Below are 22,699 nucleotides of genomic sequence, written 5' to 3'. Positions count from 1 at the left end.
ATCCATGACCATCGCCGCCCCGCCCACCTCCCACGAGGACTGGGTCGCCACCGCCCGCGCGGTCGCCGCGGGCCTCGCCGAGGACGCCGTCGCACGCGACCGGGCGAACCGGCCGCCGTTCGATGAGGCCGACCGGCTCCGCGAGGCCGGACTGCTCACCCTCCTCATCCCCGCCGAGCTCGGCGGTGGGGGAGCCGACTGGCGCACCGCCTACGCCGTCATCCGCGAGATCGCCGCTGGGGACGGCTCGATCGGCCAGCTCATCGGCTACCACTACCTCCTCTCCTGGAACGTCCGCTTCTTCGGCGGCGCCGCCCACACCGAGCGCGTGGAGCGCGCCGCCGCCGAGGGCCGCTGGCTGTGGGGCGGCGTCTTCAACCCGCGCGACCCCGAGGTCCAGCTCACCCCGGACGGGGGCGGCTTCCGGCTCGACGGACGGAAGAGCTTCGCCACCGGCGCCCGGGTCGCCGACCGGCTCGTGGTCGGCGCGACCCGCGAGGACACCGGGGAGCCGCTGGTCGTCCTCGTCGACCCGGCCCACCCGGGAGTGGTACGGAACGACGACTGGGACAACTTCGGCCAGCGGCTGTCGGCCAGCGGCAGCGTGGAGTTCCGGGCGGTGCCGGTCGCGGCCGACGACATCCTCGGCTCGCTCTCCCAGGACGACGGCGTGCTGTCCCCGTTCGCCACCCTGGTCACCCCCGCCATCCAACTGGTCTTCGTCCACTTCTACCTCGGCATCGCCGAGGGCGCGCTGGCCGCCGCGGCCGAGTACACCCGTACCACCACCCGGCCCTGGCTGTTGTCCGGCGTGGAGTCGGCCACCCAGGACCCGTATGTGCTCGCCACCTACGGCGAACTGACCGTCGCCGCCCGCGCCGCCCGCGCCCTCGCCGACCAGGCGGTCGAGGCCGTCCAGCGCGGGTTCGACCGCGGCCACGAGCTGACCGGACACGAGCGCGGCGAGACCGCCGTCACCGTCGCCGCCGCCAAGGTGGCCGCCACCCAGGCCGCCCTGGACATCACCAGCCGGGTCCTCGAGGTCACCGGAGCCCGCTCCACCGCCTCGGCACACGGCTTCGACCGCTTCTGGCGCAACGCCCGCACCCACACCCTGCACGACCCGGTCGCCTACAAGCTCCGCGAGGTCGGCGACCACTTCCTCAACGGCGCCCACCCGCCGTTCACCCTCTACACGTAACCCCCGGGAGAACCACCGACATGTCCCCGCTCACCCGCAGACAGCTCCTCCGCGCCTCCACCGGTGTCGCGGCCCTCGCCACCGCCGGGCCCCTGCTGACCGCCTGCGGTACCTCCGAGGGCGCCGCGCTGGACCCCGACGCCAAGCCCGACCTGGACGGGGTCACCCTCAAGATCCTGGCCAACCAGCCCAACGCCCTGTCGTTCCAGTACCTCAGCAAGCCGTTCGAGGAGGCCACCGGCGCCAAACTCAAGGTCACCCCGGTCCCGTACGACAAGCTGACCTCCAAGGCCATCCTCGATGTGCAGTCCGGCGCGGGTCAGTTCGACGTGTTCATGTACTGGTACGCGGCCGTCGGCACGCTCGCCCAAGGCGGGGTGATCGAGGACCTCACCGCCTACATCAAGACCCACAAGGACATCGACACCGCCGACTTCCTGCCCTCGCTCTACGACACCTACACCCTCTACGACGGCAAGCGGTGGGGCCTGCCCTACGACGGCGACACCCACATCCTGTTCTACAACACCGAGATCTTCGAGCGGCACAAGGTCGAGCCGCCCCGGACCTGGGACGACTACCGCGAGGTCGCGAAGAAGATCACTCAGGACGCCAAGGGCACGTACTACGGCACCATCATCGAGGCCCAGCAGGTCCCCGTCATCCTCGGCTGCGACTTCGCCAACCGCCTCGCCGGGTACGGGGGCACCTTCCTCGACAAGGGCGCCTCCGGCAAGCCCACTCTGGACACCCCCGAGGCCCTCGCCGCCGCCCAGGCGCTCTTCGACGCCGCGCCCTACGCCCTGCCCACCCCGCTGCAGATCGGCTTCGACCAGGCGCTGCCCGCCTTCCTCGACGGCAAGGGCGCCATGCTGGACTTCTGGACGGACTTCGCCAAGCGGGCCGAGGACCCCGAGCAGTCCAAGGTGGCCGGCAAGTGGGGCGTCACCACGCTCCCCGTCGGCGGTGACAACACCAAGCCGCGCACCTCCCTGGACGCGGGCTTCGGACTGGCGGTCTCCAAGGCGTCGAAGAAGAAGGAGGCCGCGGCCGCCTTCATCAAGTGGGCCACGGCCGCCCAGCAGAACCTCCTGGTGCTCGGCAAGGCCGACGCGGGCGCGGACCCGATCCGTACCAGCACCCTGAACTCCGACGCGTTCAAGAAGGCGTCCCCCGACTCGTACGAGGTCGTCCGCACCGGTCTTGCCGGAGATCCGCTGCCCTGGCCGACCGTGCCCAAGGCCCCGCAGCTGCTCCAGACCCTCGTGGACGAGCTCGCTCTGGGGCTGCAGGGCAAGCAGAGCGCGAAGCAGGCGCTGGAGAACACACAGCGGGCGTGGACCAAGAAGCTGAACGGGCCGGGCGGATGACCCGGAACGCCACCGCCACCCGGGTGCCCCGCGCGCTCGCCGCGCCCAGCGTGGTGTTCCTGCTGGTCTTCGCCGCCTATCCACTCGTCTATCTGATCGGCCTGGCCTTCAGCGACTCCACCCTCGCCCAGCCGCTCCAGCGCTGGACCGGCTTCGACAACTTCCGCGCGGCCCTGGAGAGCCAGTCCTTCACCGGCTCGCTGTGGCGCTCGGCGCTCTTCGCGGTGGCCGCCGCCGCGGTCCAGCTGGTGCTGGGCACCGCGCTCGCGTTTCTGCTGCGCGCCCGGGCCCGGCGGCCCGGGGCGCTGGGCGCCCTTCTGCTGCTGCCCCTGGTCACCCCGCCCGTCATGGTCGGCGTGGCGTGGAAGCTGCTGCTCGCCCCGGTCGGCGGCGCCCTCAACGGAGCCCTGCACGACCTCTCACTGCCCGGCGTCAACCCGCTCGGGGGGAGCACCAGCGCGTTCGTCACGCTGATCGTCATCGACAGCTGGCAGTGGACGCCCTTCGTCATGCTGCTGACCTACGCGGCCCTCCTGGGCGTGCCCGACGAACTGCGCGAGGCCGCGTCGCTGGACGGGGCGGGGCGCTGGCGCACCGCACGCTCCGTGGTGCTGCCGTACATCGAACCGACCCTGCTGTCCGTGCTGACGCTCAAGCTCGTGATCGGCTTCAAGGTGTTCGACATCGTCTACGTCGTCACCGCGGGCGGCCCCGGCTTCTCCACCACCACCAGCACCTTCGACATCCAGCGGACGGCGTTGCAGGAATTCGACGTGGGCCGGGCCGCCGCCGCGACGGTGCTCTTCTCGCTGCTGATCGGCCTGGTCACCAGCGCTGTCACCCTGCGCCGCAAGCGGCACCCGGAGGTCGCCGTATGACGCGCCGCATGCCACGGCACATGACGCGTCGCCGCAGGGCCGCGATCACCGTGCCGCTGGTGGCGATCGCCCTCGTCACGGCGGTCCCGGTGGGGTACGTGGCCTCGCTGTCCGTGCGCTCCCGGGACGATGTGCTCAACGGCGGACTGCTGCCCTCACACCTCTACTGGCGCAACTGGCCCGACGCCTTCCGCGCCGTCGACCTCGGCCACTACGTCGCCAACTCATGGACCATCGCGGCCGGTTCGGTCCTGCTGACCCTGCTGATCGCCGTGCCCGGCGCCTACTTCACCGCCCGCGCCGGACGCGCCGGCGGCAGGCTCGCCACCCTGGTCCTGTCCAGCTACTGCGCGCCTCCGGTCGTGGCCGTGCTCCCGCTGTTCTTTCTGCTGCGAAACCTGGATCTGAACAACACCGTCACCGGGCTCGCGCTCGTCGACGGGCTCGCCAACGTGCCCGTGGCGATCTGGCTGCTCGACGGATTCGTCCGCAAGGTGCCCCGGGACATCGAGGAGGCCGCCTGGCTCGACGGGCTCGGCACCTGGGCGAGCCTGCGCCGGATCGTGCTGCCGCTGATCGCCCCCGGTGTCGCCGCGGCGGCCCTGATCTGCTTCTTCCTCAGCTACAACGAATTCCTCTTCGCCCTCAGCTTCGCCCAGGACAGCGGCTCGCAGACGCTGCCGGTGGTGCTCTCCCTCTTCCAGGGCGACAAGAACGTCGAGTTCGGGCAGCAGGCCGTCGTCTCGCTCGTCGGCATCGCCCCCGTCTACGTCCTCGCCGTGGCCGCTCAGCGCCGGCTGGTGGCCGGCCTGTCCTCCGGAGCCGTCAAGTGACACCTTCCGCGCTTCCCCGTCGCCGCATCCATCTGAACGCCTTCGACATGGCCTGCGTCGGCCATCAGTCGCCCGGCCTGTGGCGGCACCCCGACGACCAGGCCCACCGCTACACCGACCTGGCGTACTGGACCGATCTGGCCCGGCTGCTGGAGCGGGGCGGCTTCGACTCGCTGTTCATCGCCGATGTGCTCGGGGTGTACGACGTCTACCAGGGCTCACGCGACGCCGCCGTCCGCCAGGGCGCGCAGATACCGCTCTCGGACCCGCTGCCCGCCGTCTCCGCGATGGCGGCGGTGACCGAGCATCTCGGCTTCGGCATCACCGTGTCCCTCACCTACGAGCAGCCGTACAAGCTCGCCCGCACCCTCACCACCCTGGACCACCTCACCAAGGGCCGCGTCGCCTGGAACGTCGTCACCTCCTATCTGGAGAGCGCCGCCCGCAACCTCGGGCTCGACCGGCAGGTCGGCCACGACGACCGGTACGAGATCGCCGAGGAGTTCCTGGAGGTCTGCTACAAGCTGTGGGAGTACTCCTGGGACGACGACGCCGTGGTCCGCGACCGGGAAAGCGGCGTCTACACCGACCCCGCCCGCGTCCGCGGGATCGGGCACAAGGGCAGGCACTTCACCGTTCCCGGCGTCTTCCTCAGCGAACCGTCCCCGCAGCGCACCCCGGTGATCTTCCAGGCCGGCGCCTCATCGCGCGGACGGGCCTTCGCCGCCCGGCACGGCGAGGGCGTCTTCATCAACGCGGTCAACCCGCGCGCGACGCGCCGCATCGTCGACGACATCAGGGCCAAGGCGGCCGCCGAGGGCCGGGACCCGTACGGCGTCAAGATCTACATCCTGCTCACGGCGATCACCGCCCCCACGGACGAGGAGGCCCGGGCCAAGCACGCCGACCTCATCTCGTACGCCTCCTACGAGGGCGCCTTCGCCCTCTACGGCGGCTGGAGCGGCCTGGACCTGTCCGAACTCGCCCCGCACGAGCCGCTGGAGTACGTGGACACCGACGCGGTCCGCTCCGCTCTGGAGATCTTCTCCACCGCCGACCCCTCCCGCCGGTGGACGCCCGAACAGGTCGCCCGCTACCTGGGCATCGGCGGCATCGGACCGGTCGTCGTCGGCTCCCCGGCGACCGTCGCGGACGAGCTCGAACGCTGGGTGGAGGAGACCGACATCGACGGCTTCAACCTCGCGTACGCCACGACTCCGGGTACCTTCACCGACTTCGTCGACCTGGTGGTGCCCGAACTGCGCGCCCGGGGCCGGGTCCCGTTGGCCTACGACGGCTCCACACTGCGCGAAGGCATCCAGGGCGCGGGCCGGGCCCGGGTCCCCGACGACCACCCCGCGGCCCGCCACCGCGAGCGCGCCGCCCGCGAGCGGGCCGGTGCGGCGGGGACCGGATGACGGGAGCCCGCGGGCCGGGCCCCGGGGCGCTCGCGCGTCAGCAGGTCAGCAGGTAATCCAGGTCAGCCGATCTGCCGGTCGCGGCCGGCCAGCAGACCGGCCACCAGCTTTCGTCGTTCTCCTCGTGTGGCATGGACACATCGTATGATCACGGAGTGACGCCGATCGCCCTCACTTCACCGGGAGTTGTGATGCAGGTAGCCGTGGTCACCTTCGACGGGTTCAACGAACTCGACAGCTTCATCGCCTCCGCGCTGATCAACCGGTGCCGCAAAGACGGTTTGCAGGCCTTCATCACGACGCCGACGCCGTTGGTCACGTCGATGAACGGCGTCGAGGTGACCGGGCAGCGTCCGATGGAGTTCGTGACCGAGGCCGACGTCGTGCTGATCGGCAGCGGGGTGAAGACGCGCGACGTGGTCGCCGACGACCGGCTGCTCTCCATGCTGCCGCTCGACCCGTCACGGCAGCTGATCGGTTCGCAGTGCTCCGGCGCACTGGTGCTGGCCCGGCTCGGTCTGCTGGGTGGCATGCCCGCTTGTACGGACGTGACGAGCCGGCCCTTTGTCGAAGCCTGTGATGTCACCGTGCTGGACGCGCCGTTCCACGCCGAGGGGAACATCGCCACGGCGGGCGGCTGCCTCGCGTCACAGTATCTCGCCGCTTGGGTGATCACTCGAACGCTCGGGGAGGATGCCGCGCGCGGCGTCATCGACTACGTGGCTCCGGTCGGCGAACAACAGGAGACTGTCGAGCGCGTCGTGCGTACCGTCCACGCGGGCGAGGTCGTCCTGGGCTGACGCCCCACGCTCGGACCTCAGTTTGGCACCGTTCAGTTACAGAACAGCCATTCCAGGCGCACCGCTCTGCATCAGAATCAGGGACGTTGCCACTGACCTGGTCTCACAGAACATACGGGGGGACTCCATGCACCGTTCCATCGCTGCCGCCGCGGCGGTCGTCGCACTCACCGCCGCTCTCACCGCGTGTGGGGGTTCGGACGGCGACGGCGACAAGGCCGGGACGACGAAGGACACCGGCTCCATCAGCGCCGCCGTACCCGGCGGCGAGAAGTCGTCGGAGGCCGCGACCAGCACGCCGAGCCCGACGGGCGCCAAGCTCGGCGACACCCTCTCGCTCACAGGGGGAAGGGCCCTGGGTCAAGGGGGCGTGGCCACGGTCAACGTCACGCTGAACAAGATCGTGGACAATGCGAAGCCCGCGCTCGGCGCCGCAGAGCCCAAGGACGGAAGCCGCCTGGTCGCAGTGGAGTTCACGATCGTGAACACCGGCACGGCTACCTACGGCGACATCCCGTACAACCTACCGACGGTCATCGACGCCGCCGGTGGGGAACACTCCGGCAAGCCCGGGCATCCCACCGTCGGCGACGCTCTGGGGAATGGCATGATCATGAATATCTTGGCGGGGCAACGGGACACCGGCTGGGTGATCTTCGATGTGCCGAAGGGTGTGAAGGTCACGACCGTGACATTCCTGATGAACCGCATATCGAACGACCCGGCACGCACCGGAAAGTGGACCCTCTAGGGTCTGTCGTCAGTGGGGGCGTCCGGCCGCGAGCTGCCCTTGGGAGTGCCGCCGTATATGCGGATACTGGGCGGTATGCGTATGGAATTCGACCCCGATGCCGTAGGCCGCACCCCCTTCTACAAGCTGCTGACCTCCGTGGTCGTCCCCAGGCCCATCGCCTGGGTGTCCACCGTCTCGGCCGCCGGGACCTGCAATCTGGCGCCGCATTCCTTCTTCACGGTCGCCTGTGTGGCCCCGCCGATCGTGCAGTTCACCTCCGTGGGGCGCAAGGACTCGCTGCGCAATGTGGAGGAGACCGGGGAGTTCGTGGTGAACTTCGCCCCCGAGCAGCTGTTCGAGCAGATCAACGAGACGGCGACGGACTTTCCGCCCGAGGTCGGGGAGTTCGAGGCGGTGGGCATCGCGCGGGAGCCGAGTCTGCGGGTGAAGCCGCCGAGGGTGGCGGCTTCGGCGGTCGCGCTGGAGTGTGAGCTGCACAGCACGGTGCGGCTCGGGGACTCCACCGTGGTGTTCGGCCGGGTGGTGCACGCCGCGGTCGATGAGCAGGTCATGGACGACGGACACCCCGAGGTGACCAGGTTGCGCCCGCTGGCCCGGCTGGGCAAGGACGAGTGGGCGACGCTCGGGGAGGTGCTGGAGCGGCCCCGGATCCGGTACGCGGACTGGGAGGGCGGCGCGGGCGGCGCCGGGCTGGGTGGTTCGTAGGGCGGGGGCCGTGCCTACGGCGATCGTCTTCGACATCGGCTCGACCCTGGTGCGTGAGGACCGGTACTGGGCGTCGTGGGCCGACTGGCTGGAGGTGCCTCGGCATACGCTGTCCGCGCTGGTCGGGGCGGTGGTCGCGCAAGGGCGTGAGGACGCGGAGGCGATCCGGCTCGCGCGGCCGGGGGTGGATGTCCGGGCCGAGCGGCGGGCGCGCGAGGAGGCCGGGCAGGGAGAGCGCCTGGACGAGGCGGATCTGTATCCGGACGTACGGCCGGCCCTGGGCGCGCTGCGGGCGCTCGGGATCCGGGTCGTGGTGGCCGGGAATCAGACGGAGCGCGCGGGTGAGCTGCTGCGCGCGCTGGAGCTGCCGGTGGACGAGGTCGCCACCTCCGCTCAGTGGGGCGTCGCGAAGCCCGATCCCCGCTTCTTCGGCCATGTCGTGGACCTGGCCGAAGCCGCGCCTCACGAGACCGTGTACGTAGGTGACTACCCGGCGCTGGACATCCGTCCCGCCAAGGCCGCCGGGCTGCTGGCGGCGCATGTCCGGCGTGGGCCGTGGGGGCATCTGTGGACGCACTCGGCTGACGCGGCGATGGCGGACTGGTGCGTCGACTCGCTGACCGAGCTGGCCCGGGTGATCGGGGCGGCGCGGAGCGTTGGGTAAGGCTCGCACGGAGTGTGACGTATTCACACCCCGTGTGATGAGAGTGCATGCATATATCTATCGCACACCCTCCCGCGATCCGCGGGGAGGTGATTGAGTCTTCATACAGCCCGCTCAGGTGTGCCAGACCTGGGCGAAGGGGCCGCCGGACTCCCTCCCTCCTCGGCCGGCGGCCCACCCCCTCTCCCCATCATGAAGCCGCCCGCGCCGCCCGGGCGGATCGGCAATTCGATCGGCCCCGGCGACGCGGGCGGCTAGAGTAGGTGCCGCGCCTCCCGGTGCGCAGGCTTGCGGTTACTTCTTTATGGTGGAAACGCGTTCGCGCGTGCGGGGATCGAACCTCGCAGAACCGCTACCGCTCCGATCTCGGGAGGCGCTTTCCGTCACCCCGCGGACTCGGCCGCGTGCGCGCTCAGCACGCCGAACCCGATGAGCGCGAACAGCGCCAGGCCCAGCACCACCCGGTAGATCACAAATGGCATGAAGCTCTTGGTGGAGATGAACTTCATGAACCATGAGATGACCGCGTATCCCACGACGAAGGCGATCACCGTCGCGAAGATCGTCGGGCCCCACGCGGTATGCCCCTCCGAGGCGTCCTTCAGCTCGTACGCTCCGGAGGCCAGCACCGCGGGCACCGCGAGCAGGAACGAATAGCGCGCCGCCGCCTCGCGCGTGTAGCCCATCAGCAGACCGCCGCTGATCGTCGCGCCGGAGCGGGACACGCCCGGCACCAGCGCCATCGCCTGGCAGACACCGAAGATCAGGCCGTCCTTGACGCCGAGTTCACGCAGTGTTTTGCGCTGTACGGGGGCGCGGTGCCTGCCGCCGGTCTCATCGCGCGCCGCCCGCCGGTCCGCGAAGCCCAGCACGAGGCCCATCACCACCAGCGTGGTGGCGATCAGCCGCAGATCGCGGAACGGGCCCTCGATCTGGTCCTTGAGGGTCACCCCGAGCACACCGATGGGTATCGAGCCGACGATCACCAACCAGCCCATCTGGGCGTCATGGTCGCCGCGCCGCTCCTTGTCGAAGAGTGAGCGGAACCAGGCCGAGACGATGTTGGCGATGTCCTTGCGGAAGTAGATCAGCACGGCGGTCTCGGTGCCGATCTGGGTGATGGCCGTGAACGCGGGGCCGGGGTCGTGCCACCCCGCGAAGGCGGCGGTCAGCCGCAGGTGGGCGCTGGAAGAGATCGGCAGGAACTCGGTCAGCCCCTGGACCAGTCCGAGAATGAATGATTCGAACCACGACATCGCGTCTACGTATCCAAAGGCTGATCATGCACTGACCGGCGCAGCGGCGGGTCAGGCGGGGTGGCCGAGGGGAGACCGGCCGCTGTGGATCAGCGCCGGTCGTCGGGCAGCGTACCGTCCCTCGGTAAGAGGCCCACTAAGACCCTGGCCTTCCGGCCACCGACGGGCCGCATTGATCGGTTTTTGGAGCGGTGTCGCCGAGCCGGCCCCGCCTGCGCCAGGCCACCACGAAACCCGCGAGGGCGGGCAGCGCGACACACGCCAGCGCCGCCAGGAACACCGGCGAGGCCGGGGTGGTGGCGTGGCTGCCCGCCACCGCGTACGCGGCGGTGTTCGGCACACTGCCGAGGCCGGTCGCCAGCAGGAAGGGCAGCCAGCCCATCCGTGACACGGCGGCGCAGTAATTGGCGGCGGCGAAAGGTACTCCGGGGAACAGCCGGATCGCCAGCATCGACCGGAACCCGTGCCGGCTCAGCTGCCGATCGGCCGCCGCCAGCCAGCGGGCGCGCAGCAGCGGCCGCAGCGCGTCCTGCCCCAGCAGCCGCCCCAGGCCGAACGAGACACCGGCGCCGAGCACCGTGCCGGCCACCGCCGCGGCCAGCCCCGCGGACGCCCCGAACAGCGCGCCGGCCGCCAGGTTCAGCAGCGGCCGCGGCACCAGAGCCGCGGCGCACCCCCCGTAGGCGAGCGCGAACACCACCACGGCCGTACCGCCGGACAGCTGCGGTGGCCACCCCTCGGCCAGCAGCCGGTGCGGCTGCCACGCCCAGACCGCGCCCGCCGCACCCGCCAGCAGAGCCACCAGCAGGCACAGGCGCAACCGCGGCGAGAACAGCGCGCGGGCGCGGCGCACGGTCGGTGCGGCGGGCGCGTGCGCGGGCGGGGCGGCGGCATCGGGCATCGAAGGAGCGTAACCGACCGGCATGAACTACCAGGCCGGGTCGCGGGGACCAGGCCCCAGAATCCAGGCCACGAAAACCATTCGACGGCCGTCCCGCCATACGCGACGATCAATGGCATGTTCCGGCAGCCCTTCTTCGAGCTCACGTCCGCGGTCGCGGACGCGCCGAAGGCTGCCGTCCTTCCCATCGTTTGCCCCGCAGCAGCCTGCGCATCCGCCTGCCTCGACGGCGCCCGACTCTGACCCTCCTCGGACAGCTCCGACGGACCCCTCCGGGGGAGGGTCGGCCAGGCCCTGGGGTCCTCCTTACCGCCTTATCGCCCATTGCTGTTCCGAGGAGGAACGGGAGCATGTCCAAGCAGGCCTACCTGCGCACCAAGCCGCATCTGAACATCGGCACCATCGGCCATGTCGACCACGGCAAGACCACCTTGACCGCCGCCATCACCAAGGTGCTCAGCCAGCGCGGCGCCGGCGGCACGTACGTCCCCTTCGAGCGCATCGACCGGGCGCCGGAGGAGGCGGCGCGCGGCATCACCATCAACATCGCGCACGTCGAGTACGAGACCGACACCCGCCACTACGCGCATGTCGACATGCCAGGCCACGCCGACTTCATCAAGAACATGGTGACCGGCGCGGCCCAGCTCGACGGGGCGGTCCTCGTCGTCTCGGCGCTCGACGGCGTCATGCCGCAGACCGCCGAGCATGTGCTGCTTGCCCGGCAGGTCGGGGTGGACCACATCGTGGTCGCCCTCAACAAGGCCGACGCGGGCGACCCCGAGCTCACCGACCTCGTCGAGCTCGAGGTCCGCGAGCTGCTGTCGGCGCACGGCTATCCCGGCGAGGCCACGCCCGTCGTACGGGTCTCCGGGCTGCGCGCGCTGGCCGGTGACCCGCGCTGGACCGGCTCCATCGAGGCCCTGCTCGACGCGGTCGACACCTATGTGCCGACGCCGGTGCGCTACACCGACGCGCCGTTCCTGCTCCCCGTGGAGAACGTGCTGACCATCACGGGGCGCGGCACGGTCGTCACCGGCGCCGTCGAGCGCGGCACGGTCCGCGTCGGCGACCGCGTGGAGGTGCTGGGCGCCGACACCACGACGGTGGTCACGGGCGTCGAGACGTTCGGTAAACCGATGGAGTTCGCCGAGGCCGGGGACAACGTGGCCCTGCTGCTGCGGGGCGTCGCCCGGGACGCGGTGCGCCGCGGGCATGTGGTGGCCGCGCCCGGCAGCGTGGTGCCCCGGCGGCGCTTCACCGCGCGGGTGTACGTCCTGTCGGCGGCGGAGGGAGGCCGGCGCACGCCGGTCTCCACCGGCTACCGCCCGCAGTTCTACATCCGTACGGCCGATGTGGTCGGCGATGTGGACCTCGGCGCGACGGGCGTGGCCCGGCCCGGTGACACCGTCACCATGGAGGTCGAGCTCGGGCGCGCGCTGCCGCTGGAGTCCGGCCTGGGCTTCGCGATCCGCGAGGGCGGGCGCACGGTGGGCGCGGGCACGGTGACCGCAGTGACCGAGGTGGCCGACCAGCCGTGAGCGCGCGGCCGCCCCGGTACGGACGCCACCCCGGTACGGCCGGGAAACCGGCCGTACCGGGGCGGCCGTGACCACGCGCTTCACACGGCACAATGTGAGCGTGGACGAGCGGATACCCGTGATCAGGGACGTGGACAGCGGCACCGCCAAGCTGATGCCCGATGTGGACCGCCCGCGCGCCTGGCTGCTCACGGTGGACGGCTCCCCCCAGTCGTACGTCGACCTGGACGACCCCACCCACCTGGAGTTCGAGTACGCGCGGCGGCTCGCGCACGTCCTGGAGCTGACCGGCGCCCCCGGCACCCCGCTGGACGTGCTGCACCTGGGCGGCGGGGCGCTGACCCTGCCGCGCTTCGTGGCGGCCGTCCGCCCCGGTGCGTGCCAGGAGGTGATCGAGGCCGACGGCAAGCTGCTGGAGCTGGTCGCGGAGCGGCTTCCGCTGCCCGCCGGGTCGGGGATCGCGGTGCGCCGGGCGGACGCCCGTACCGCGCTGGAGGCCGCCCCCGAGGCGTCCGCCGACGTGATCGTGGCCGACGTCTTCGGCGGCTCGCGCGTCCCCGCGCACCTCACCTCCGTCGAGTACGCCCGCGCCGCCGCCCGGGTGCTGCGCCCGGGCGGCCGCTATACGGCCAACCTGGCCGACAGCGCGCCCTTCACCTTCCTCCGCTCCCAAGTGGCCACGCTCCAGGCCGCCTTCGCCCATCTGTGCCTGATCGCCGAGCCCGCCGTACTGCGCGGCCGCCGGTTCGGCAACGCGGTGCTCGTGGCCTCGGACGACGAGCTGCCGACCTGTGACCTGGCGCGCCGCACCGCCGCCGACGCCTTCCCCGCGCGGGTCGAGCACGGGGCGGCGCTGGAGCGCTTCGTACAAGGAGCCGCGCCCGTCAGGGATGTGGACGCGGTGCCCTCGCCCGAGCCGCCGGGCGGCGCGTTCAGCGTCGGCTGACCGGCTCCGGCCCGTCCGCCTGGTCGGGCAGGTCGGTGACGCTCCCCGCCACGGGCGCGCCGGTGCGCCGCCGCAGCTGTCGTACCTCCGGCACCGCCAGCACGGCCAGGGTCAGCAGCAGGATCAGCGCCGAGCACCCCCACAGCGCGGCGGTGCGGCCGAAGGCGCTCTCGGCCGGGCCCGCGAGCGCCGTGGCGAGCGGGACCATGGACACCGAGCCGAACCAGTCGTACGCGGCGACCCGCGACAGCTTGTCCTCGGGGATCTCCTGGTGCAGCGCGGTCATCCAGGACACGCCGAACACCTCTATGGAGACGCCGCCGACGAACATCACCGCGCACAGGGCGGGGGCCGGCAGCGGGACGGCGAGCGCGGCCGACGGCAGGGCGAACGGGAAGACGCACACCGTGCCGACCAGCAGCAGCCGACGCGGTTTCCAGCGCGTCATCAGCAGCCCGCCCAGGACGGTGCCGACGCCGAAGGCGGCGAGCGCGAGCCCCCAGGGCCGCGCGCCGCCCAGGTGTTCCTCGGCGACCAGCGGCCCGTACACCGACTCGGCCGCCGCCACTACCGCGTTGACCACCGAGAACTGCACCACGATGCCCCACAGCCAGGCACGGCCGGCCACCTCCTGCCAACCCTCGCGCAGATCCCGCAGCATCCCGCCGCCGTTGCTCCTGGCCACCGGACGGACGTGGAGGAAGGCGCGCAGGGAGCCCGCGAGGGCGAAGGCGGCGGCGTCCACGGCCAGGACCCAGCCGGGGCCGAAGGCCGCGATGAGCGCGCCGCCGAGCGCCGCGCCGCCGATCTGCGCCCCGTTCATGCCCATCCGGAAGAGCGCGAAGGCGCGGCCGGCCTGCTTGCCGTCCACGCTGGAGAGCAGCATGCCCTCGGCGGCGGGGGAGAAGAACGCCTGCCCGGTGCCGCCCAGCGCGGAGAGCACGGCCATCTGCCACAGCCGTGCCTCGCCGGACAGCACGAGCGCGGCGAAGGCGGCTTGGGACAGGCAGTTGAGGGTGTTGGCCGCGACCATCACGCGATGCCGCGGCAGCCGGTCCGCGACCGCGCCGCCGATCAGCAGGAAGGCCACGAGCGGGACGGTGCGGGCCGCGGCGACGAGGCCGACGTCGCCGCTGTCCCCGCCGGCGTCCAGGACCGCGAACGCCGCCGCGATCAGGGCTCCGGCGTTACCGAGACCCGTCACCATGGCGGCGGCGGTCAGCAGGGTGTAGTTGCGGCCGGCCCAGGCAGGGCGGTGCGGGGCTGAGGGGATGGTCACCAGCGGACTATCCCCGGGGGCGGGCCCCGGCGCCAACCGGATTTCGGCCGGATCGGCTCAGGAGGACCGGCTCAGCACGGGAGTCGGCTCAGAAGAGTCGGCTCAGGTGCCGGACTTCAGCGGCCGCAGCGTGCTCATGATCTTCTTGATGGTCCCGTCCGGGACCTCGTTCTTGACGCCCTTGGCCGCGTAGAGGACCCAGGTCGCCCAGTCGCCGTTGATGTCCGTGTAGGTGACGGTGAACGTCTTCCCGTCCGACGAGCACTTGCCGGTCTTCTTCACACCGGTGACGGTGGCCGAAGAGGAGTAGCCCTTGATGCCGTATTCGCTGGTGAACTTCTGGGGCGTGGTGTATTTGTAGTCGCCCGTCTGGTCCTGGTCGAACACGGCGTAGAGCCAGTTGTTCGCCTCCGTCTTGGCGGCCTCGGCCTGGGACTTGGCGCCCTGGGCGCCCTTGGTGCCCGCTCCGGCCAGGGGGCTTGACAAGGTGGATCCGGTCTTCTTGTCCTTGACCGTGCAGTTGTCCTCCTTGTAATAGGCGGGGCCGGTCATCGAGATGATCGGCTTGCCGTCCTTGGAGAACGTGTTCATGGTGTCGGGGGACGCCACATACCAGCCGGCGGGGACGTCGAAGGCGTCGTGGCGCTTGGGATTGGTGACCGTCCTCCAGCCGGGTATGACCGGCTTGACGGTCTGACTCGCGCGCGGGTTGTCCTCGCCGCCGCCTTGCGAGGGCGCGTTTGTGGACGAGGACGCGGCCGCCGAGGGCTTCTTGCCGCCCTTCGCCGCGTCCTGATCGCTGTCGTCCTTGTTCGTCACCAGCACGGCGGTCACCCCGGCGGCCACGACCACCGCCACCGCCGCGACGATGGCGATGACGGCCGTGCGGTTCTTCTTCCGCGGCGGATCGGGCGGGCCGGGCTGCACCACGGGGGAGCCCCATGCCTGCGTGGGCATGTCGTGCGGCTGCTGCGGCTGCTGCTGTCCCTGCTGCGGCCGCGGGTGAGCCTGTGGCTGTGGCTGCCCCGGCTGAGGTTGCTGCGGCTGCTGATAGGGATTCGGCTGGTGGTAACCCGGCTGCTGGTATGGGTTGGGCTGTTGGTACCCCGGTTGCTGATAGGGGTTCGGGTTGTGCGGGTTCTGCTCGCCCCCGGGCGGCTGCTGTCCTGGCCACATGGCCAGTAACCATAAGGGGGGCAGGGACGGCGGCTACGGCCGCCCTTTCCGGTAAACGCTACTGAGTGGTAACTTCAAGCCATGTCGGAGACCCTGCCGTCCATCGGTGAACTGCTCACCGCCACGGTGCCCATGGTGCGCACCCTGAACCTGGAGTACGTCGAGACCTCGGCCGAGCGCGCGGTGTTGCGCCTGCCCGATCAGCCCGAGTTCGGCAACCATGTCGGAGGTCCGCACGCGGGCGCCATGTTCACCCTCGCCGAGTCGGCGAGCGGTGCGATCGTGCTCGCCGCCTTCGGTGACCAGCTGTCCCGCGCCGTACCGCTCCCCGTGCACGCGGAGATCGACTTCAAGAAGGTCGCCAAGGGGACGGTCACCGCGACCGCCCGGCTGGGCCGGCCGGTGGCCGAGGTGATCGCCGAGCTGGACGAGGGCCGGCGCCCCGAGTTCCCGGTCCATATCGCCATCACCCGTGAGGACGGGGCGGTCACCGGGGAGATGGCGGTGATCTGGACCCTGCGCCCCCAGCCATGACCCGGAATGCCGGAACAGCGCGCTGCGGCGGGAACCGTACTGGTGCCGCGGACCGTCTCTCGGGGAGGGCCGCGTGGCGAGCGCCGCACCCCGTGATCATCGGTGCGGCATGGGGGATGTGGCGACCGCGGGCTGATTGAGTAGGCTTCCCGCCGTGCGCCGATTCGGTGCACGGCGGGAAGAGTACGGGCAATGGGGAGGAATCGGCGTTGCATATCGATCAGTGGCTCGAGACCGTACCGGCGGTCAGCGTCTATCTGCTGGTAGGCGTGGTCATCGGTCTGGAGAGCCTGGGTATCCCGCTTCCCGGAGAGATCATTCTCGTCAGCGCGAGCCTGTTGGCGGCCTCTCAGGACCACATCAATCCATACATTCTGGGCGCGTCCGCCATCGCGGGAGCGGTCATCGGCGACTCGATCGGCTATCTCATCGGCCACAAGGGCGGTCAGCCCCTACTGGCTTGGCTGAGCCGGAAGTTCCCCAAGCACTGCAGCGCCGAGAACCTGGCCAGCGCCGAGCGGTCCTTCCAGAAGTGGGGCATGTGGGCGGTCTTCGTGGGCCGCTTCATCGCGCTGCTGCGCATCTTCGCCGGCCCGCTCGCCGGCGTGCTGAGGATGCCGTACTGGAAGTTCCTCATCGCCAACGTGCTGGGCGGCATCGTCTGGGCGGGCGGCACCACCGCGGTCATCTACTCGGTCGGCAAGGTCGCCGAGGACTGGCTCAAGCGCTTCTCCTGGCTCGGTCTCGTGGCGGCCCTGCTGTTCGGCCTCGGCTCGATGCTGGTGATGAAGCGGCGCGCGAAGAAGGCCCACGGGGCCGCGCCCGGCGGCGCCGGGTCCGAGGTGGCGCCCGGCGCCGGACCCGAGCCGGCCGAGCCGACCCCGGTTCCGGCCGCCGACTGACCTCCGCCCGTCCCGGCCGCCGACCGACCTGCGTCCGCTCAGGCCTGCCGCTCCCGCGACTCCCGCTCCAGCGTGGCGTCGCGGTGGTGGCGGGCCAGCTCGACGTACCCCTCCGCGTTCAGCCGGATGCCCTCCCGCTCCTCCTCGGTCAGCTCCCGCCTGACCTTCGCTGGCACCCCCGCGACCAGTGAGCCCGGCGGCACCTGCATCCCCTGCGGGACCAGCGCCTGCGCGGCGACCAGGGAGCCGGCGCCCACGCGCGCGCCGTTGAGGACGGTGGCGCCCATGCCGACGAGTACGTCGTCCTCGATGACACAGCCGTGCAGCACCGCGTTGTGGCCGACCGACACCCGCTCGCCGACGGTGGCCGGGAACCCCGGGTCGGCGTGCACCGTGCAGTTGTCCTGGATATTGCTCCAGGCCCCCACGCTGATCGCCTCGGCGTCGCCGCGCAGCACCGCGTGGTACCAGACGCTCGCGCCGGCCCCCAGAGACACATCGCCGATCACCACGGACGTCGGGGCGGTGAACGCCTCCGGATCGACCTTCGGCTCCTTGCCGCCCACGCCCGCGATCAACGCCCGCTCCGCCACTGCCCGCTCCCTTGTCCGATCCTGGTCTCAGCCGTCGCCGCTGCGAGCGGCGCTCGGTGGCACCGTAGTTCACCCCGTAGCGAGCAGCAGCGACCCCGCCAGCGCGAGCCCTGCCCCGGCCGCCTGCACCGCGCGCAGCCGTTCGCTGAGGACCGCGCGCGCCGCGAGCGCGGTCACGACCGGATAGAGGGCGGCGAGCACCGCGGCGACGGTCACCGGACCGCTCTGGGCGGCCAGGCTGTAGGTGCCGTTGGACGCCACGTCGGCCAGGCCCACGAAGGCCAGGGCGGGCAGCGCGGCCCACAGCGCGCGCACGCCCCCGGCCGGGTCGAGCGCCGGGCGGCCGCGCCGTACGGACACATACAGCGCGGCGCCGCCGACCACCACGTTGCACACCCGCTGGACGAACAGCGCGAGGAACAGCCCGGTCAGTGTGGTGGACGCCTCGGCGATCAGCGACATGACCGACCCGAAGCCGACCGCCGCGACCAGCGTGAGCACCAGCGTCCGGCGCTGTACGGGCGTGCCGCCGGTCTGCGGCCCGCTCGCGAGCACGACCCCGGCCACCGCGATCGCGATCCCGGCGAACTGCGGCAGGCCGGGCCGCTCGCCGAGGGCGAGCCCGACGCCGAGGGGGACGGCCACGCTGCCGAGCGCGCCGATCGGCGAGACGACCCCCATCGGGCCGAGCGCCAGCGCCCGGTAGAAGCACAGCATCCCGACCGGCCCCACCACGCCCGCCGCGACGGCGAACCACAGCTTCGGCCCGACCTCGGTCCAGCCGCCGCTCGCCGTGACGACGGCGCCGAGGACGACGACCGCGATGCCCTGGGAGACGATGACCACGGTGAGCGCGGGGGTGCGCCTTGTGAGGAGCCCTCCGCCGAAGTCGGCCAGGCCCAGCAGGAGGCTGGTGGCCAGAGCGAAGAGTGCGGACATGGTGAGACCTCGCCGTACAGTGTGGTGAACCATGGGAAGGGTGCAAGTGCGGAGTGCACCACACCGTAGTTCAGTTTGTTCGACTATGCCATTCAGAATATTGGACGGACACGGACCGTGACGGACCTCGACCAGCTCACCCAGTCGCTCGCCCGCAACCTCAAACGCTGGCGCAATGAGCGCGGCTACACCCTGGACGCCCTCGCGGCCCGCTCCGGGGTCAGCCGCGGCATGATCATCCAGATCGAGCAGGCACGTACCAACCCGAGCGTCGGCACCACGGTCAAGCTCGCCGACGCGCTCGCGGTGAGCATCACCACCCTGCTCGACTACGAGCGCGGCCCCCAGGTCCAGCTCGTCCCCGCCGACCAGGCGGTGCGGATGTGGTCCACCGACGCCGGCAGCTACACCTCGCTCCTCGTCGGCACGGAGGCGCGCGGACCGCTGGAGATGTGGGAGTGGCGGCTGATGCCGGGCGACGGCAGCGACTCGGATCCGCATCCGTCCGGCACGTTCGAGCTGCTGCACGTCACGGCGGGCGAGCTGACGCTGACCGTCGGGGACGAGAGCCACCGGGTGCCGGCCGGCACCTCGGCGGCCTTCGAGGCGAGCACCTCCCACGGCTACCGCAACGACGGGGTGGAGACGGTGGAGATGACCATGACCGTCTCGGTGCCCCCGGCGCGCTGAGGCGGCAGGCCGGGAGCCGGCGGGAGCGGCGCGGACGGCGGCGTCCGGGCGGCCGGACGGGCTGTTAACTTGACCGCATGAGTACGCCGATGGATGCCTTCGACGACCCCCGTCCCGCCGTCGAATGCCTCGACCTGCTGACCGCGCCGGTGGCCGACGCGCTGCGTGCCTGGCGCGGCCCCGTGCCGGTGGAGCAGGTGCTGTACGTGGACACCGACCCGGAGAAGGCCGACACGGCCGTGCTCGTGGAGAACTACGGTGCCTGGCTGCTGGAGCAGTCGGCGAACTGCGTGGTCGTCGCGGGCAAGCGGGGCGGCGAGGTGACCCTCGCCGCCTGCGTGGTCCTCTCCCACACCCGCGTGGACGTCAACGGCGCGGTGCGCCGTCGGCTCGGCGCCCGCAAGGCCTCGTTCGCCCCGATGGAGACGGCGCTCGGGGAGACCGGCATGGAGTTCGGCGGCGTCACGCCCCTCGGCCTGCCCGCCGGCTGGCCGGTCCTGGTCGACGCGGCCGTCGCCGACACCCCGTACGTGCTCATCGGCAGCGGCCGCCGCCGCGGCAAGATCATCCTGCCCGGCAAGGCACTCGCCGCGCTGCCGGGGGCGGAGCTGCTGGAGGGGCTGGGCGTCTGACCCGCCGGGCCGCCATGCGCCGGGCGCCTGGCCCGGGTCAGGCCAGGCGGGGGAGCTCGATGGCGGGGCAGCGGTCCATGACCATGGCGAGCCCCGCGGCGCGGGTGCGCTCGTACGCGGCCTCGTCGACCACGCCGAGCTGGTACCACACCGCCTTGGCCCCGATGGCCACGGCCTCGTCGGCGACCGGGCCCGCGAGGTCGCTGTTGACGAACACGTCCACGACGTCCACCTCGAAGGGGATGTCGGACAGCGCCGCGTACCCCTCCTCCCCGTGTACCGTCTCGGCCTTCGGGTGCACGGGGACGATCCGCTTGCCGTACCGCTGGAGCACCTCCGCGACGCGGTACGCGGCGCGCGCCTGGTTCGAGGAGAGCCCCACCACCGCCCAGGTGTCACCGAGCTCGGTCAGGATCTTGCGGATCTCCGCCGGATCGCCGTACACGCCTGCCTCCTGTGGCCGGATGGTCGTCATGGTCGTCATGGTCGTCTGCGTTCGGCAACGAACACGGGCCCTGGGCCATTCCCCCGGCTGGTCCCCGAAAGCCGAAGGCGTAGGAACGCATAGGGTGGCCCGATGCAGGAGCGGTACCGGACGGTCGCGCGCGAGGGCGTGCACGAGATCGAGATCAGCAAATCGCGCTTCCTGTGCTCCCTCGCGCCCGCCGCGACCGAGCAGGAGGCCCAGGACTTCATCCGGCGCGTCCGCGAGCAGCACCCCACCGCCACCCACAACTGCTACGCCTACGTCATCGGCGCCGACGGCGGCGTCCAGAGGGCGAGCGACGACGGGGAGCCGGGCGGTACGGCGGGGGCGCCGATGCTGCAGATGCTGCTCCGCCGCGAGGTGCGGTATGCCGTGGCCGTCGTCACCCGCTACTACGGCGGTGTGAAGCTCGGCGCGGGCGGGCTGATCCGCGCCTACGGCGGGGTGGTCGGCGAGGCCCTGGACGCGCTGGGCACCGTCACCCGACAGCGGTTCCGGCTGGCGACCGTCACCGTCGGCCACGAGCGGGCCGGACGGCTCGAGAACGACCTCCGGGCGACCGGGCGCGCGGTACGCGGCGTGCGGTACGCCGAGGCCGTGACGATCGAGCTGGGGCTTCCCGACGCGGACGTCGACGCCTTCCGCGCCTGGCTTGCGGACGCCACCGCGGGCACCGCCGCCCTCGAACTGGGCGGCGAGGCGTATCAGGACGCCCCCGGCGGCTGACCCGTTTGGCCTGTTGGCACGGCGGGACGCCGTTTGTACGGGATTTGCAACAGTGGACGGCACGAGTGGTGATCATGGAGTGGTGCGACGGTACCGTGACGAGGGATGCCTTGATGAGACAGGCACCGGAACGGGAACCGGGACAGGAACGGGGGCTGTCGATGGAACTGGCTGAGCACATAGCCGCGGTGCGCGCGGGGTCGGGCGATCCCGCCGCGATGGTCGGCGAGTTCCGGCGCACGGCGGTGCTGGTGCCGGTGGCCGACGGCGGTTTCATGACGGCCGAATACGGCGGCATCCGCTGGATCTACGCCTTCACCGACGAGTCCGCGCTGGCCCGGTTCGCCACCGCGCGCGGCTCCGACCCCGGCCAGGAGTGGGAGTACGCCGCCATCCTCGGGGCGCGGCTGTTGGATGTGATGGTGCCGGAGATGGGCCGCCCCGCGGGTGTCGCGATGGACGTGGCGGACGAGGACGCGTCGATGATGTTCCCGCCGGTACGCGGGATCGTGCCGGACGAGGCCGCGGTGGACGTGGACGAAAACGGGGACTACATCGGGGACGGCGACGAGCGGGCACAGGGGGCCGGGCAGTGAGCAACGACGGGGATCTCAACGTCGGCAAGGAGTCCGTGGACCTGATCACCAAGGGTCTGCGCTCGGCGATCGGCGAACTCAAGGACGTCGGGGACAACACCGGCGCACTCCAGGGCTCCGGATTCTCGGACATGACGATGTCCAAGATGGAAGCCGGGGGCAAGGGCCTGGCCGACGCGTTCGAGGGGTTCTGCGACCGCTGGGAGTGGGGGGTCCGGGCGCTCGTCCAGGACGCCAACCAGATCGCCAACCGGCTGGGCCTGGCCGCGGGCCTGATGTGGGAAGAGGACGAGTACTGGGGCAACACGCTGAAGGTCACGGTGAACGCCCTGTCGCCGACGGGGAATCCGCATCTGTCGGAGGAGGAGGTCGCCAAGCAGGGCTGGGGCGACATCTTCACCCCGGACATGCCGGACTACAGCGCGGCGTCCTGGGACCGGGCCGGCGACGAGATGGGGCAGACCTGGAAGGACACCGGGCGCTCCCTGCTCACCGAGGGCAGCGGCGGAATGCGCACCGACATGATGAACCACGCGCTCGGGATCGACGACCAGGAGTTCAACCAGGCGCTGGACCAGACCTTCGGCCCCTCTCCTGAGCAGCGCGCCCAGCAGCAGGGGCAGCAAGCGGGCGAGTAGCGAGCGGGCGAGTGGCGAGCGGCCGTAGCGGGAGGGCTACGGCCGCTCCGAGAACAGGCACGACAGCTGTGGGACATGGCTGATACGACCGCTGATCGGGGGAGAAGCGTCAATGGGGCTCGGGGATTTCATTCCGGATGGGGTCGAGGACTGGGTCGAGGACCGGGTCGAGGATCTCGGTGAGGCCGTCGACGTCGCGGGAGACTGGACCGCCGACTGGCTGGATGACGTCGGCTGGGA

The 22,699-nt window shown here is 71.4% G+C and carries 25 protein-coding genes; 18 read left to right on the top strand and 7 right to left on the bottom strand.

What is annotated here, in order from left to right; translation table 11 throughout:
• Positions 1-4 precede the first annotated feature (4 nt).
• The 9 genes from PV419_RS45600 to PV419_RS45560 all read left to right on the top strand — a co-directional run bounded on the left by PV419_RS45600 (position 5) and on the right by PV419_RS45560 (position 8,623).
• Entirely contained in the window at positions 5-1,201 is a 1,197-nt protein-coding gene (locus tag PV419_RS45600; protein ID WP_319699254.1) for an acyl-CoA dehydrogenase family protein, read from the top strand.
• A gap of 20 nt (positions 1,202-1,221) precedes the next feature.
• Entirely contained in the window at positions 1,222-2,571 is a 1,350-nt protein-coding gene (locus PV419_RS45595; protein ID WP_319699253.1) for an ABC transporter substrate-binding protein, read from the top strand.
• Positions 2,538-3,449, top strand: coding sequence for a sugar ABC transporter permease (locus PV419_RS45590; RefSeq protein WP_319699252.1), 912 nt, complete (start codon positions 2,538-2,540; stop codon positions 3,447-3,449). The genes PV419_RS45595 and PV419_RS45590 overlap by 34 nt, the downstream gene beginning before the upstream one ends.
• Positions 3,450-3,457: 8 nt before the next feature.
• On the top strand, positions 3,458-4,282 hold the full coding sequence (locus PV419_RS45585) for a carbohydrate ABC transporter permease (RefSeq protein ID WP_319699251.1): 825 nt from the start codon (positions 3,458-3,460) through the stop codon (positions 4,280-4,282).
• The gene (locus PV419_RS45580) at positions 4,279-5,700 is read left to right on the top strand and encodes an LLM class flavin-dependent oxidoreductase (RefSeq protein ID WP_319699249.1); all 1,422 of its coding nucleotides are present in this window, start codon (positions 4,279-4,281) and stop codon (positions 5,698-5,700) included. The genes PV419_RS45585 and PV419_RS45580 overlap by 4 nt, the downstream gene beginning before the upstream one ends.
• Positions 5,701-5,891: 191 nt before the next feature.
• Positions 5,892-6,500, top strand: coding sequence for a DJ-1/PfpI family protein (locus PV419_RS45575; RefSeq protein ID WP_319699362.1), 609 nt, complete (start codon positions 5,892-5,894; stop codon positions 6,498-6,500).
• A gap of 127 nt (positions 6,501-6,627) precedes the next feature.
• Positions 6,628-7,251: a hypothetical protein gene (locus PV419_RS45570; protein WP_319699247.1), complete on the top strand. Its 624-nt coding sequence runs from the start codon at positions 6,628-6,630 to the stop codon at positions 7,249-7,251.
• 75 nt (positions 7,252-7,326) lie between these two features.
• Positions 7,327-7,959: a flavin reductase family protein gene (locus PV419_RS45565; protein ID WP_319699246.1), complete on the top strand. Its 633-nt coding sequence runs from the start codon at positions 7,327-7,329 to the stop codon at positions 7,957-7,959.
• Positions 7,960-7,969: 10 nt separating this feature from the next.
• A complete protein-coding gene (locus tag PV419_RS45560) occupies positions 7,970-8,623 on the top strand; it encodes an HAD-IA family hydrolase (RefSeq protein WP_319699245.1) in 654 nt (217 codons plus the stop codon).
• Positions 8,624-9,006: 383 nt separating this feature from the next.
• Here PV419_RS45560 and PV419_RS45555 read toward each other — a convergent pair whose 3' ends face one another.
• The gene (locus tag PV419_RS45555; protein ID WP_319699243.1) at positions 9,007-9,879 is read right to left on the bottom strand and encodes an undecaprenyl-diphosphate phosphatase; all 873 of its coding nucleotides are present in this window, start codon (positions 9,877-9,879) and stop codon (positions 9,007-9,009) included.
• Between the two features lie 136 nt (positions 9,880-10,015).
• Complete coding sequence (locus PV419_RS45550) at positions 10,016-10,780, bottom strand: TVP38/TMEM64 family protein (RefSeq protein WP_319699242.1); 765 nt, start codon at positions 10,778-10,780, stop codon at positions 10,016-10,018.
• A 350-nt stretch (positions 10,781-11,130) separates the two neighbouring features.
• On the opposite strand from PV419_RS45550, the gene tuf reads away from it, so the two are divergent.
• Together tuf and PV419_RS45540 are read left to right on the top strand one after the other, a co-directional pair.
• Complete coding sequence (gene tuf, locus PV419_RS45545; protein ID WP_319699240.1) at positions 11,131-12,321, top strand: elongation factor Tu; 1,191 nt, start codon at positions 11,131-11,133, stop codon at positions 12,319-12,321.
• A gap of 100 nt (positions 12,322-12,421) precedes the next feature.
• The gene (locus PV419_RS45540; protein ID WP_319699360.1) at positions 12,422-13,267 is read left to right on the top strand and encodes a fused MFS/spermidine synthase; all 846 of its coding nucleotides are present in this window, start codon (positions 12,422-12,424) and stop codon (positions 13,265-13,267) included.
• On the opposite strand, the gene PV419_RS45535 is transcribed toward PV419_RS45540, so the two are convergent.
• Positions 13,254-14,546: an MFS transporter gene (locus PV419_RS45535; protein WP_319699238.1), complete on the bottom strand. Its 1,293-nt coding sequence runs from the start codon at positions 14,544-14,546 to the stop codon at positions 13,254-13,256. The genes PV419_RS45540 and PV419_RS45535 overlap by 14 nt on opposite strands.
• Positions 14,547-14,648: 102 nt before the next feature.
• Entirely contained in the window at positions 14,649-15,503 is an 855-nt protein-coding gene (locus PV419_RS45530; protein ID WP_319699237.1) for a hypothetical protein, read from the bottom strand.
• Positions 15,504-15,803: 300 nt separating this feature from the next.
• Between PV419_RS45530 and PV419_RS45525 the strand changes: the two genes are divergently transcribed.
• Both PV419_RS45525 and PV419_RS45520 read left to right on the top strand, forming a co-directional pair.
• Positions 15,804-16,256, top strand: a complete 453-nt coding sequence (locus PV419_RS45525; RefSeq protein WP_319699235.1) for a DUF4442 domain-containing protein — start codon at positions 15,804-15,806, stop codon at positions 16,254-16,256.
• Between the two features lie 209 nt (positions 16,257-16,465).
• Positions 16,466-17,158, top strand: coding sequence for a DedA family protein (locus PV419_RS45520; RefSeq protein ID WP_319699233.1), 693 nt, complete (start codon positions 16,466-16,468; stop codon positions 17,156-17,158).
• 38 nt (positions 17,159-17,196) lie between these two features.
• Here the strand turns inward: PV419_RS45520 and PV419_RS45515 are convergent, their stop codons facing one another.
• Positions 17,197-17,751: a gamma carbonic anhydrase family protein gene (locus PV419_RS45515; protein WP_319699231.1), complete on the bottom strand. Its 555-nt coding sequence runs from the start codon at positions 17,749-17,751 to the stop codon at positions 17,197-17,199.
• A gap of 69 nt (positions 17,752-17,820) precedes the next feature.
• Complete coding sequence (locus PV419_RS45510; RefSeq protein ID WP_319699230.1) at positions 17,821-18,690, bottom strand: EamA family transporter; 870 nt, start codon at positions 18,688-18,690, stop codon at positions 17,821-17,823.
• A 117-nt stretch (positions 18,691-18,807) separates the two neighbouring features.
• On the opposite strand from PV419_RS45510, the gene PV419_RS45505 reads away from it, so the two are divergent.
• On the top strand, positions 18,808-19,380 hold the full coding sequence (locus tag PV419_RS45505) for an XRE family transcriptional regulator (protein WP_319699229.1): 573 nt from the start codon (positions 18,808-18,810) through the stop codon (positions 19,378-19,380).
• 77 nt (positions 19,381-19,457) lie between these two features.
• Positions 19,458-20,012, top strand: coding sequence for a YbaK/EbsC family protein (locus tag PV419_RS45500; RefSeq protein ID WP_319699227.1), 555 nt, complete (start codon positions 19,458-19,460; stop codon positions 20,010-20,012).
• Between the two features lie 37 nt (positions 20,013-20,049).
• Here PV419_RS45500 and PV419_RS45495 read toward each other — a convergent pair whose 3' ends face one another.
• A complete protein-coding gene (locus PV419_RS45495; protein WP_319699358.1) occupies positions 20,050-20,457 on the bottom strand; it encodes a CoA-binding protein in 408 nt (135 codons plus the stop codon).
• A 132-nt stretch (positions 20,458-20,589) separates the two neighbouring features.
• Between PV419_RS45495 and PV419_RS45490 the strand changes: the two genes are divergently transcribed.
• The 3 genes from PV419_RS45490 to PV419_RS45480 all read left to right on the top strand — a co-directional run bounded on the left by PV419_RS45490 (position 20,590) and on the right by PV419_RS45480 (position 22,459).
• Positions 20,590-21,225, top strand: a complete 636-nt coding sequence (locus PV419_RS45490) for a YigZ family protein (protein WP_319699225.1) — start codon at positions 20,590-20,592, stop codon at positions 21,223-21,225.
• A gap of 161 nt (positions 21,226-21,386) precedes the next feature.
• Complete coding sequence (locus tag PV419_RS45485; RefSeq protein WP_319699356.1) at positions 21,387-21,821, top strand: SseB family protein; 435 nt, start codon at positions 21,387-21,389, stop codon at positions 21,819-21,821.
• A complete protein-coding gene (locus PV419_RS45480; protein WP_319699224.1) occupies positions 21,818-22,459 on the top strand; it encodes a hypothetical protein in 642 nt (213 codons plus the stop codon). Before PV419_RS45485 ends, PV419_RS45480 begins: the two co-directional genes overlap by 4 nt.
• Positions 22,460-22,699 lie beyond the last annotated feature (240 nt).

It is taken from the genome of Streptomyces sp. ME19-01-6 (assembly GCF_033793745.1).
Lineage (GTDB): Bacteria > Actinomycetota > Actinomycetes > Streptomycetales > Streptomycetaceae > Streptomyces.
Note: the sequence above shows the minus strand (reverse complement) of the source record. Positions and strands in the feature narration are given on the sequence as shown.